General features: G+C 42.2%; 10 protein-coding genes. 6 read left to right on the top strand and 4 right to left on the bottom strand.

The window, feature by feature from the left end:
• Positions 1-5: 5 nt before the first annotated feature.
• Entirely contained in the window at positions 6-1,250 is a 1,245-nt protein-coding gene (ftsY, locus tag AAC147_RS04735; protein WP_047679212.1) for a signal recognition particle-docking protein FtsY, read from the bottom strand.
• Between the two features lie 341 nt (positions 1,251-1,591).
• On the opposite strand from ftsY, the gene rsmD reads away from it, so the two are divergent.
• From rsmD to AAC147_RS04715, 4 genes are all read left to right on the top strand, one after another.
• Complete coding sequence (rsmD, locus tag AAC147_RS04730; RefSeq protein WP_047679211.1) at positions 1,592-2,167, top strand: 16S rRNA (guanine(966)-N(2))-methyltransferase; 576 nt, start codon at positions 1,592-1,594, stop codon at positions 2,165-2,167.
• A gap of 44 nt (positions 2,168-2,211) precedes the next feature.
• A complete protein-coding gene (locus tag AAC147_RS04725) occupies positions 2,212-2,481 on the top strand; it encodes a DUF1145 family protein (protein ID WP_047679210.1) in 270 nt (89 codons plus the stop codon).
• Positions 2,482-2,616: 135 nt separating this feature from the next.
• Positions 2,617-3,243, top strand: coding sequence for a lysoplasmalogenase (locus AAC147_RS04720; RefSeq protein ID WP_047679209.1), 627 nt, complete (start codon positions 2,617-2,619; stop codon positions 3,241-3,243).
• Between the two features lie 181 nt (positions 3,244-3,424).
• Complete coding sequence (locus AAC147_RS04715; protein ID WP_047679207.1) at positions 3,425-5,767, top strand: zinc/cadmium/mercury/lead-transporting ATPase; 2,343 nt, start codon at positions 3,425-3,427, stop codon at positions 5,765-5,767.
• Positions 5,768-6,251: 484 nt separating this feature from the next.
• On the opposite strand, the gene tusA is transcribed toward AAC147_RS04715, so the two are convergent.
• The gene (tusA, locus tag AAC147_RS04710; protein WP_047679482.1) at positions 6,252-6,506 is read right to left on the bottom strand and encodes a sulfurtransferase TusA; all 255 of its coding nucleotides are present in this window, start codon (positions 6,504-6,506) and stop codon (positions 6,252-6,254) included.
• 170 nt (positions 6,507-6,676) lie between these two features.
• On the opposite strand from tusA, the gene AAC147_RS04705 reads away from it, so the two are divergent.
• On the top strand, positions 6,677-7,360 hold the full coding sequence (locus AAC147_RS04705) for a 7-cyano-7-deazaguanine/7-aminomethyl-7-deazaguanine transporter (protein ID WP_047679205.1): 684 nt from the start codon (positions 6,677-6,679) through the stop codon (positions 7,358-7,360).
• Positions 7,361-7,582: 222 nt separating this feature from the next.
• Positions 7,583-8,683 (top strand): glycerol dehydrogenase, encoded by a 1,101-nt coding sequence (locus AAC147_RS04700; protein WP_047679204.1) that lies wholly within the window; start codon positions 7,583-7,585, stop codon positions 8,681-8,683.
• Positions 8,684-9,005: 322 nt separating this feature from the next.
• Here AAC147_RS04700 and AAC147_RS04695 read toward each other — a convergent pair whose 3' ends face one another.
• Together AAC147_RS04695 and AAC147_RS04690 are read right to left on the bottom strand one after the other, a co-directional pair.
• Positions 9,006-9,206, bottom strand: coding sequence for an MbtH family NRPS accessory protein (locus tag AAC147_RS04695; protein ID WP_047679202.1), 201 nt, complete (start codon positions 9,204-9,206; stop codon positions 9,006-9,008).
• Complete coding sequence (locus AAC147_RS04690; protein WP_047679201.1) at positions 9,194-12,355, bottom strand: thioester reductase domain-containing protein; 3,162 nt, start codon at positions 12,353-12,355, stop codon at positions 9,194-9,196. Before AAC147_RS04690 ends, AAC147_RS04695 begins: the two co-directional genes overlap by 13 nt.
• Positions 12,356-13,165 lie beyond the last annotated feature (810 nt).

The following is a 13,165-nucleotide window of genomic DNA, read 5'->3' as shown; positions in this document are numbered from 1 at the left end:
GATAGTTAATCCTCTCGGCTAAAAAGAGCCTCTATAAAATCGTCAGCCTTAAATGGACGGAGATCTTCAATGCCTTCTCCAACACCGATATAACGGATCGGAATTTCAAATTGGTCAGCAATAGCGAAAATAACACCACCTTTCGCTGTACCATCCAATTTGGTTAGTGAAATACCGGTCAATCCAACCGCCTCATGGAATAGTTTAGCTTGGCTGACTGCATTTTGGCCTGTGCTGGCATCCAAAGTCAGCATAATTTCATGTGGCGCTTCTTCGTCCAGCTTTTTCATTACTCGCACGATTTTTTTCAGTTCTTCCATCAGGTGAGATTTGTTCTGTAGGCGTCCTGCGGTATCTGCAATCAGAACATCAACACCTTTGGCCTTAGCTGATTGAATAGCATCAAAGATAACAGACGCTGGATCCGCACCAGTATGTTGCGCAACCACCGGGATCTTGTTGCGTTCTCCCCAAACCTGCAATTGTTCTACCGCCGCAGCACGGAAAGTATCCCCCGCAGCCAGCATGACGGATTTCCCCTGAGATTGATATTGGCGCGCCAATTTACCAATTGTCGTCGTTTTACCAACGCCATTCACACCAACCATCAGAATGACATAAGGCGATTTGCTTTCAATTTCCAGCGGCTTATCAACTTTTGCCAGAATACCGGACATTTCTTCTTTCAGTTTTGTGTATAACGCTTCCGCATCTTTCAATTCCTTACGGCTGGCATGAGAGGTTAAGCTGTTGATAATCTTACGAGTTGTTTCAACACCAATATCTGCAATCAATAACTGTTCTTCTAACTCTTCGAACAGTTCATCATCAATTTTTTTGCCACGGAATAATCCGAAAAATCCGGCTCCTAAATTCTGGCGGGTTTTTACCAAACTTTTTTTCAGACGGGCAAAGAAACCTTCTTTGGTCGGGCGTTCCTGCTCTTTAGGTAGAGAAACCTGTTCTTCAGCCAGACGTTGCTGCTCCGCTTCTTCCGCTGCCTGACGGGCCGCTTCTTCTGCCAGACGCTGTTGCTCTGCTTCTTTCGCTGCCTGATGGGCCGCTTCTTCTGCCAGACGCTGTTGCTCTGCTTCTTTCGCTGCCTGACGGGCCGCTTCTTCTGCCAGACGCTGCTGTTCCGTCTCTTCCTCTACTCGCTTTTCTTTTTCAATTTGTTCTTCTTGTTGTTTCTTTTCCTGACGACCAAGTCCGAACCAAGAGAAGAAACCTCTTTTTTTCTCTTTTGCCATCGGCCACTACACTCCTCGCGGTTAATTATGGCGTTGTAACAACCCATCCCATTAAGCTGATTGCTTTACCTTTTGTCAGATCATGAACTCATATAGGGATAAGCCAAGAACCCAGCCCAATAGACGCTTTATATTTTAACAATTACGCCTACTGAGATAGGTTCTAATGATGATAAAATCCAGTCTAACATTTTCATCAGACCACAACACATATTCTATTGAGGATTTCGTGGTAAATTAATCAATGGGTTTCTTGATTTTCGCTTTTTGTATCTGCCGCCTATACCCAATAGACGGGAAGTTACATCACGGCGATAACAAATATTTAAGTTATGTAAACTATGACTAAAAAATCACAGCGCACACCTTTGGGACAAATCCGCATTATTGGCGGGAAATGGCGCGGAAGAAAATTACCAGTTCCAGATAGTGAAGGGTTACGTCCGACAACAGATCGTGTTCGCGAGACATTATTTAACTGGTTAATGCCGGTCATTCAAGGCGCTCGCTGTCTGGACTGTTTTTCCGGCAGTGGAGCCCTTGGATTTGAAGCTTTATCGCGCTATGCAAACAACGCTACTTTGATTGAGTACGATCGCAACGTGGCAAAACAACTGTCGAACAATTTAGCTTTATTGAAAGCAGAAAACGGCAATGTTGTGCAAGGCAATACTCTGCAATATCTCAATCAATCTGGCACGCCTTTTGATGTCGTATTTCTTGATCCTCCCTTCCGCAAAGGAATGCTGACGGAAACCATCAAGTTACTGGAAACTAACGGATGGCTGGCTGAGGTGAGTTGGGTTTATGTCGAAGCAGAATCTGAATCTGCCGCGACAGAAGTTCCTACAAACTGGCACTTACACCGGGAAAAAATTGCCGGGCAGGTTGCATACCGATTATATATCCGCCGTTAGTAATTTTCGGCTTGACCTACTTAAATACGATTCTGGAGTCAATAATGTTTATTCAATTAGGAAGAGCAATTATGGTTTGTGTTTGGGGTATCATGATCCTCAATCTGATTCACCCTTTCCCTAAGCCATTGAAATACTTTATGGATATCGCTATGGTTTTTACGGTGGTCATGCATGCTTTCCAACTGCTATTGTTAAAACATTCCCAGCCTAAAGACCAAAAACTTTCCGGCCTTTTACAAACTAAGATCTTCTTTTTTGGCGTATTTGAATTATTGGCCTGGCAGAAAAAAATGCGTCTGAAGAAAAAATAACAAATTATATTTTATGCCCTATAGATTTCAGGTTGTATCGTTAATATCGAATTAAAATTGGTACTCTCTCTTCACCCCATCATAAACAGCAATGCCTGATAAAACAGGCATTGAACATTTAAGGAAAGGAAAAATATGAGTTGGCCATTTCTTGCGGTGTTTTTTTCTGGCTGGTTATACATTGATGCGGCCTATCGGGGCGTCAGATGGCAACAATGGGTATTTTACCCTGTTACGATGTTACTTCTACTATTTTGGGCATTTCAGGCACCAAATCTCGAAGCAACAGGCTATTTCATTATTGCCGGTCTTATTGTTTCTTTACTTTCTGACTCACTCCGAATGCTCCCCAGTAAGTATTTACTATTCTCATTTGTCGCGCTGTTCTTGAGTTATTTGCTTTATACAATCAGCTTTGCCTTACATATGGAATTCAGTTTCTTCTTCCCATTGCCATTGATCTTGCTGGTTGTCGGTATCGTGGTCATGCTTATTGTCTGGAGACGTCTCGATACTTTACGTTGGCGGGTATTGGATACCTGGATAATGGTGCTCATCATGGTTTGGGTTGCAGGAGAACAATATTTTGCACTCGGCAACGCAAGCCGTTTTTCCGCCGTGACCGGAGCCATTTTACTTCTCTTTGCACATAGTATTAGTATTATTGACCAATATCGTTTCCCTTTTAAATTATCAAAAGCAATCGTGGCAACCTGTCGTTTTATCGGGCATTTTTTGATTATTCGTTCACTAATTATTTAATTCTGTACTGAGATATTATTTATTTCGCTATTTTCGCTCACCAAAGGTGAGCGAAATGCTCTCAATGTCAAATAGCACAATTCATCAAAGAAATTTCTCTTTTGGGGTTTGACTCTGGAGTCAACTCCAAAGTGTAGAGTTAATGGTAATCAACCTGAATCAACATCATTGAGAGGCCATTATGTTCTCTATTTTAAAAAAACATAAACAATTACAAAGTGGCTCTATCCCCACCCCAAAGAGAGTCCTTCAAGGTTCTGCCAACATTAAAAATGTAAGTAAACGTTCACATTCTAATGATAAAAAGCATAAACGACCTGATGAGCATGAAAAAAACCATGCTCACGACAAAAAACATACACATCATAATAGTGGTTCTTGCTCATTCGATCACGCTCATGTCACACAAGATACAACACCTCCTGAGCTCACTGCCCGCCAGCGCTTCAACTGGGTTATTCATGGCATGGACTGCCCAAGCTGCGCAGGAAAAATTGAAAATGCCGTGAAAAAAATTCCTGAAGCCAAACAGGTCAAGGTGCTATTCACAACAGAAAAGCTGGTCGTAGATGCTGATTCCGATATTCGTGCTGCCGTTGTTCAGGCGGTCAAACAAACCGGTTTCGAAATCAAAGAAACTGACTCAATTTCTAAACTTCCACCAGCGACGAGCTTCTGGAAAACATTCTCCCCGATCCTCACTCTTGCTGTATTAATGATTATCAGCGCAGGCATTGCGAAAATCAGCGCACCCGCCGGGCAGATTGCTTTCATTACAACGGTGTTGATTGGGTTATATCCTATTGCAACCAAAGCCATCAAATTGTTTCGCTCCGGAACTCCCTTTGCTATTGAATCACTAATGAGCGTGGCGGCTATTGGTGCGCTGTTCATTGATGCTACTTCAGAAGCTGCAATGGTAATCTTGCTGTTCAAGCTAGGAGAAATTCTAGAATCCTATGCCGCAGGTCGTGCCCGCCGTGGTGTCAGTGCATTGATGGAATTAGTGCCTGAGCAAGCATTACTCGTAACAAATGGCGGAAAGAAAACTGTTCCTGCCGCCGAGTTACGTCCAGGCGATATCATCGAAATTTCTCCTGGTGCCCGTTTACCCACTGATGCTGAGCTCCTTAACTCGTTCGCCAGTTTCGATGAAAGTGCTCTGACAGGTGAGTCTATTCCTGTTGAACGCAAGCAAGGAGAAAAAGTCGCAGCGGGGTCTCTTTCCGTTGATAGCGCGGTGCAAATGAAAGTCATGTCTGAACCCGGACACAATGCCATTGACCGTATTCTGCAATTGATTGAGGAGGCAGAAGAACGCCGGGCACCGATTGAACGTTTCATTGATAAATTCAGCCGTATTTATATGCCGTTGATTATTTTGCTCGCGGCACTGGTCATGATAATACCTCCTCTATTTCTTGCTGAGCCATGGGATACCTGGATTTATCGCGGTCTGACTCTGTTGTTGATTGGTTGCCCCTGTGCACTGGTTATCTCAACCCCCGCAGCCATTACTTCTGCACTCGCAGCTGCAACCCGACGTGGAGCGCTCATCAAAGGCGGTGCTGCGTTAGAGCAACTCGGTAGAGTCACCACTATTGCACTGGATAAGACAGGCACGCTGACTGCAGGGAAACCTCAGGTCACAGATATTGAACCTGTAGAAGATATGAGAGTAGAAACATTACTGGCCATGGCAAGTGCCGTAGAAAGTGGTTCCCATCACCCATTAGCCAAAGCCATTCTTAACGAGGCAGAAAGTAAAGGTATCACTGTTATTGAAGCAGAAAACCGTAAGGCACTGGCAGGTATCGGGGTTGCAGGACAATTATCAGGGCAAAAAATATTGGTCTCGGCACCAGAACGACTCCCTGAAAATACGTTATCCCTAAAATGGAAACAGCGAGTGATTGAACTGGAAGAGAGTGGAAAAACAACAGTTGCCGTGGTAAAAGATGAGCAATTTATTGGCCTGATTGCTATGCAGGATACCTTACGTCAGGATGCTATTGAAGCTATTCAGTCTCTGAAGCAACAAGGTGTCAATGCTGTGATGCTGACCGGTGATAACCCTCGTGCAGCAGCGGCGATTGCGGGTCAATTAGGTATTGATTATCGTGCAGGACTACTGCCAGAAGACAAAGTCAGAGCGGTAATGCGACTCAATGAAAAGCACAACACAATGATGGTCGGTGATGGCATCAACGATGCTCCTGCTATGAAGGCATCCAGTATTGGGGTAGCGATGGGCAGTGGTACTGACGTTGCTCTGGAAACAGCCGATGCTGCATTGACACACAATCGGTTAACGGGTTTGACAGAAATTATTACTCTGTCGCGGGCAACACACTACAATATCCGTCAAAATATCACTATTGCATTAGGTTTGAAGGCGATATTCTTGGTCACCAGCCTATTTGGGATCACTGGGTTATGGATGGCCGTATTAGCAGATTCAGGTGCTACAGCATTAGTGACAGCAAATGCTATTCGGTTGCTGCGAATTAAATCCCAAAGATGAATTCAATCCCATTTAAGTCCGATACAAAAATAGTAGTGAAACATAATTTAGAGAAAGAACCCCCTGCTCATAATATGAGTGGGGATATAAATTAAAAATTCTGATAGTGTTTGAAAGATCAATCAGGCATCGATCAACTGGGAAGGAGAGTTATTAACGTTATTTCAACCGATTATTATATCTTTCAAGTATTGCTAAAGATATGGAAAATTGACTTCACTGATATCTTTTATGATTTTTTAAAATTTATTCCATATTATTATTTAAAAGGTTGTACTTTATAAGATAGTTAACAACTCATAAAAAATAGTGAAGAAAACAAATTGAAAAGGTGCAAAGAAAGCACCTTTTCAAAATAACACTACAGTTACTCAAGATTGCTATTAAGACAAAAGGAAATATGGCACTTAGTGAGGTGATAAACATTCATTCCCAAGTCCCATACTAATAAGCTTAGCACGGGTTTATTTTTCTACCAGTATCATCATATAATATTTTCATTTTTTTGGATTAGATATCTATATGGCGTTTCCGTCGTCTCCTGAGCAATCAGCGTATGTTCCATAAAACGGCAGAAACCAGGAATATCGCGAGTAGTCGCCGGATCATCAGCAATGATTAATAACGTCTGCCCTGCATCCATATGACGGACAGTCTTACGTACCATCATTACCGGCTCCGGGCAACGCAACCCCTGTGTATCAAGCGTTTTATCAGGGTTAGCAAAAAAATCGGACATAACAATCTCTGTGAATTCAAACAATCTATAGCGACGGATTATATTACATAATATTGCCAATCGCTGCATTTTGCTTTTGTTGTTCAGCCAGCGTATGATCTGTCCTCCCTGATTATTTAGGGAAAATTGGTTTCTGGGTTCCCTCACCCCATTCAGTAAAAAGGTATAATATGTTCCAATTAGCTACGCAGCAAATAGCCACGCAGCAGAAAGTATCTGTGTTAATCTGGCTTTCTCTTTTTCATATTCTGATCATCACTTCCAGTAATTATCTGGTACAGTTGCCTGTCTCTATTTTCGGTTTTCATACCACTTGGGGAGCATTTACATTTCCTTTTATCTTTCTGGCAACAGATTTAACAGTGCGTATTTATGGTGCCCCATTGGCACGCCGAATTATTATGACTGTCATGCTTCCGGCCTTGCTGATCTCCTACCTTATCTCCGCACTATTTTTTCAGGGGACATGGCAGGGATTTTTAGCTTTAGGAACGTTTAACCTGTTTGTTGCCCGCATCGCAGCAGCAAGTTTTATGGCTTATGTTCTTGGTCAGATATTGGATGTTGGGGTTTTCAACCGACTGCGTCAAAAACAACGGTGGTGGATAGCACCGGCTGCTGCCATGTTTTTCGGTAATATGCTTGATACACTGGCATTTTTCTTTATTGCGTTCTATCGCAGTACGGATGCGTTTATGGCAACACATTGGGTAGAAATTGCATTAGTAGATTACGCATTTAAGTTGTTTATTTGCATGCTCTTTTTCCTGCCCGCTTATGGTATTTTGCTGAATCTTATTCTCAAGTTCTTTTTCTCATATTCAGTAGATAAAACACTGGCTAAAACCCGTTAAAACAGCATTGCGTCCTAAGTTAATCAGGGCGCAAATTTCCTTTCAGTTTTTCCTCATAGATCCCTCATTTTCTGCTATTGCACATCACCTACCCGTATATTTTGTCGTATAGTGGTGGCGGACAGGCAAACAAATACTTTTATCCGAAGCCACTGATAACCTGCCACACACCAACGTTGTGACAGTCTACATCGGGTTTCCAGTGAAGAAGGAATATTTCTTATGCTGAAAGTGATCCAGTCTCCATCCAAATATATCCAAGGACCAGATGCGATATCCCACATCGGTCAATATACTAAAATACTTGCTGACCATGTTTTCGTGATTGCTGATAATTTTGTGATGAATCTCATTGGAGATACTGTCAGTAAGAGCCTGAAAGAACACCAGGTAACCAGCCACTTTGAAGTTTTTAACGGTGAATGCAGCCGTAGTGAAATACAACGCCTGTCAGCCATTTTATCAAATAACCAGTGCCAGGCTGTGATTGGAATTGGTGGTGGAAAAACGCTTGATACTGCCAAAGCAGTGGCACACGACGCGAAGTTGCCGACTATTCTTTCTCCGACTCTTGCCTCAACAGATGCACCCACCAGTGCACTTTCCGTCTTATATACAGAATTGGGAAAATTTGATGGTTATTTGCTCTACCCCAAAAACCCCGATATTGTGTTGGTAGACACCAATATTATTGCCAAATCCCCTGTCCGCCTATTTGTATCAGGTATGGGAGATGCTCTCTCAACTTATTTTGAAGCACGTGCCAGTAGTACAGCCCACAACCTGACCATGGCTGGTGGCGGAACTTCTCTGACTGGGCTGACTTTGGCAAAACTGTGCTACGACACTTTGCTGGCAGAAGGTTATAAAGCGAAACTGGCAGTAGAGGCCGGCGTTATGACACCCGCAGTTGAAAATATTATTGAGGCCAACACCTACCATAGTGGAATTGGTTTTGAGAGCGCAGGGCTTGCCGCTGCCCATGCCATTCACAATGGTTTTACCACATTGGAAGAGTGCCACCATCTGTATCACGGTGAAAAAGTGGCATTCGGCACGTTGACACAACTGATATTGGAAAATAGCCCAAGTGAAGAGTTAGAAACAGTACTCGACTTCTGTGTACAAGTCGGCCTCCCGGTTACACTGGAGCAACTTGGCCTACGGGAGAATGAGAATCTACACAAAAAAATAATGCAGGTTGCTATCACAAGTTGTGCCGAAGGGGAAACGATTCACAATATGCCATTTACCGTAACTCCGGAACAAGTCTATGCCGCAATTCTGGCAGCAGATCGCATGGGTAAAGATTGGTTGTATTGATGAGGCGAGACTATGCTATCAGTTTCAGAACGGCCATCAGTTTCAGAGCGGGGAAACCCGCTCTGATTTTATGTTGGTTGGCATAATCAAGATATATTCAAAATCTGCGAGAATTGTTTGATAAGGAACAAAAACGAACTTAAAACGCATAGTAAGAGAGGGAAAAAATTAATATCGTGAGAACTGTCACTACTTCTTGAGCATTTTTTAATAACCGAGAGGAATAAAAGAGAAAAAAATGATGGGAAAATAAATAGGCATGGCCTCTCAAGACCATGCCCTCCATAAAATAATATTATCTATTCACATTCATCCATCATTCTTAATGGACATCAACGACTTGTTTTGTTGGTTCAGGCCATATACTCGCAATATGGTTAAGACACTCTTCCTTAGAACCTTTCTTACCCGTTGCCATCCAACCAATTGGGATCAGAGATTCATCAGGCCAAATCGAGTACTGCTTTTTAATGTTAATAACAACCATCCAAACCTCAGTTTCATTTCCTGTTAGTTGCTGCATGATAAAGTCTCCTGTTTGTAGCTTTCTGACAGTACCCGTGGCAAGAATCCAGTACCTATCAAATAACGCAATACCTGGTGGACATATTCAGATGTAATTACCGGACACTGAATATTTGTTCCTTCCAATGCTGCCATTGTCTGTTTCAACTCCAACTCTGGCTGGATTTCATGAACATAAGCAGGGTCCAATGCACGATAAGGTTTCTCTGCCATATCCCGAATCAATGGGATCAATGGATACAGCGGATGCGAGTCATCCAAAGCAAGAATTTTCTCTTTCCCTTCATTGAAGGGCACTGGGTTGAGAATATAACCAAATTCCTGCACCCAATCGAAGAACTGCCGGATAGAGACTTGTACAGGGTTAAACAAGTTGAAGAATTTCCCGGCAGATTCAGGCTGCTTAGAGATATGCACCAATGACTCAGCAACATAATCAACCGGTATAATGTCAAGCAGCAACGCATGGTCAGGGTAGAATCCCATTGCCAGATAACCTTTCAGGGATGCGACAAGATAATCATTCCCCTGTGCAGCACCAGTACGGGTATGCCCAAGGATCAAACCGGGACGATAAATACTCACTGGCACGCCCCGATTACGGGCAATGTTAATGATCCCTTCTGATACCCACTTGCTACCGGAGTAACCGGAAGGATCACGTACTGTTTCACTCATAGCACGATCATCTTCCATAAATGGACGAGGTGATTCAGTCGCAAACAAGGCATTCACGGAAGAAACATAGTGGAAGTGTTTCAGGCGTGAAGTACAGGCAAATTCCAGTGCGGTTCTGGTGCCATCAACGTTAATACTTTTCAGTGCACTATAAGGATAAATGAAGTTAACCAACGCACCATTGTGATAAATCACGTCAACATCTTGCGCAAGTTTCTCCCAGGTTTCCGGCAACAGACCGAAACGAGGCTGCCCTAAATCTCCTATTACAAAATCTACGCGATCAAGCTCATTACCCACATCAATCTGGTAATTTACAAAGCCAGCTTTGATCCTGTCACGTGCATGTTTTTCATCAGCAGCACGGCACAGACAGATAATTTGAGCCGAAGTCTGTTTCAGCAATTGTTCCAATAGATGTAAGCCAAGATATCCGGTAGCTCCCGTCAGCAATACGGTATCAGGTTTATACCAGTTTGCATGAGGTAACCCATCCGGGCGCACGCTTTCTTTCAGGTAAACATCTTTTCTCAGTGTTTCTGCATGTTGCTGGATAAGTGCTTCACTGTGATAATTTTCTGCAAGTTGAGCAGGATGACTTTTATATACCTCGATCATTTCATCCAGAATAGCCGCAATTCTGGCAATAGTGGGTTCAACATAGATACCAGAAATGGGGACTCTGAGTGAGAATGCTTTTTCAATATGCTCTACCATGCGGGCAACCAAGATGGAATGCCCGCCAATCTGGAAGAAATCATCCGTAATGCCAAAGGCGTCAACCGCCAACAGCTCACGCCAGATAGCATAAACCCGTTTTTCAGTTTCTGTCTGAGGCTGCACAATGTCATAGCTGGCATTCAGACGTTCTGCCACTTCTTCCAAACGCTTTCTATCCCGCTTGCCGCTGCTCGTCAAAGGGATATAGGGGATACGATAATATTCAGTAGGTATCCAGGCTTCATGTAAGCGTTCCCTTAATGCTAACTGAGTCTCCCGAACCCACTCATCCGGTACAACCATATTAGGATCAAACAAGACGAATGCCTGTATTCTGGCAAGATCACCACTTCCTGCCACACGGATGATGGCATCCTGAACACCGCTTTGTTTTCTCAATGCGATTTCTATTTCACCTAATTCGATGCGATAACCACGTACTTTTACCTGATCATCCTGTCTTCCCATATAAATAAGAGAACCGTCTTCAAGCATACGTGCCATATCACCGGTCAGATACGCCCTTCTACCTTTTTGTTTTACATCAGGAACATATCGTTTAGCGGTTTCAGTGGGATTATTGCGGTATCCGGCTGTCACACCCAACCCACCAATCAGGATTTCTCCTACAGTTCCTTTAGGTACAGGATATAAATACTTATCCACAATTGTGATACTGGTGCCGGGGATTGGCCCACCTAATTGCACCTTATCCCCTTTTCTCATACAGAATGCTGTCGACCAGATTGTAGTTTCCGTCGGGCCATAAACATTCCATAAAGTTCCACCAGAAGCAGTCAGTTGATCTGCCAGATCTTGTGACAGGGCCTCTCCACCACAGAGCATACTCATATCTGAGCGAGGCTCCCAGCCCGCATTCAAAGCCATTGACCAAGTGACTGGTGTTGCTTGAGCAAGTGTAAATTGAGGATCTGACAGTGTCTGAGACAACGCCATCGCATCACGTTGGGTATCGATTGATGTAATGTAGATGCTGCCACCATGAACAACAGTCAACAATAACTCCAGCACTGAAATGTCAAAAGAGAAAGTTGTCAGTGCAAGCATACGATCGTTTTGATTGACCGACAGCAATTTCCCAAATGCACACAAACAGGCTGCCAGATTGTCATGCTGTACCTGTACAGCTTTTGGCAGCCCGGTAGAGCCGGATGTAAACATCACGTAGGCCGGATGATCACCTAGCTCAGGCAGATCAATACGTTCTGTTACTTTCCCGACAGTATTTGAAAGCAGTTCCAAAGGAATATGTGTTGATGCTTTCAGTCCCATGGATACTGTATCATCAGATACCAAAATACTTTCCGGCAAACTGGCGAGAATATCATTCAAACGCTTTTCCGGCATCATAGTATTGAGAGGAATGTATACCGCGCCAAGCTGCCAGGCCGCCAACATAGTGATAAACCATGGGATACCTCTCTCAGCTGCAATAGCAACATTGCTTCCCATTGTGACACCATGGCAACGCAAAACATTTGCTGCATTCATGACCCGTTTCTGTAATTCACCAAATGCCAGCGTTCCATGTTGATCCGAGACAGCAGTGTCATTCGGCATGGTTTTTGCCAATTTTGCTAATCGAGATGGTACATTATCAAACCATGGTTGGAGTTTATTTTCCATGTAACTGATATTATTGATATTAATATCAGGGTTATTGGAGAATGAGGATTTTTGCCCAGTAAATGCTGTGTGTAATATTGCCTTGTGTGTGTAAGTATTCATAATGATGTTCTCATTCTATTCTCCATTTTATATCATCATTTTTCATGACGAATGGAGATATTTATGCTGTTAGTCAATAAATTCCAGCTATTGTCCACATCAAGATCCTACAAATACCTTATGTTGACTTTAACTGAATTTAAAAAATAAACTTCAAAAAGTATCATAAAAATTTAATAACTAATTAATTAATATTTTTGCAATTTTTTATTAATTAAACAATCAACCCATAAATGGATAGGATTCTTATTAACGAATAGAGTGTATTACGCCTTATACACCACTTCATCGTCTTGATATTATTGTATTTTATTTATAAATAACTATTCATGTCTTCATGAAAACCCATCTCATGAATATGAATAACTATTTGTGGTAATATCTATTATTTCCAAACAGGAATTCAAACATTTTATTTGTAACTGTGTTATAAAAAACGCCAAGCATGTAAATAAAAATAACTCCCATAGCTAAAAAAAGAAACATAATACAGAAATAGTGAACGATTGAAATAATACAAACAGAAAATATTACTGTTAATTCATTCCTATATGTTTAAAAATTTTTATATTTTTGCAGATAATCCCCATATGATTAAAGCGACATCTTAATTCCCTCAATAATAATAGTCCTTTATGTGCGAAAGAACACAAACGAACTAAAAGCGCTCAAAAATAACAAACAAACATCTTTAATTGTGACGTAAGTCACGATAATAAAAATAAAATATATTTCAAAAAATCCATAAATCGCTCAAAATTGCGAACCTTACGAAATTATATCTATATGTTATCGATACCTCATAGATGT

The sequence above is a fragment of the Xenorhabdus sp. NBAII XenSa04 genome (assembly GCF_963866145.1).
GTDB classification, from domain to species: domain Bacteria; phylum Pseudomonadota; class Gammaproteobacteria; order Enterobacterales; family Enterobacteriaceae; genus Xenorhabdus; species Xenorhabdus indica.
The sequence above is the reverse complement of the archived record's forward strand: the minus strand, read 5'-3'. Positions and strand labels throughout refer to the sequence as shown.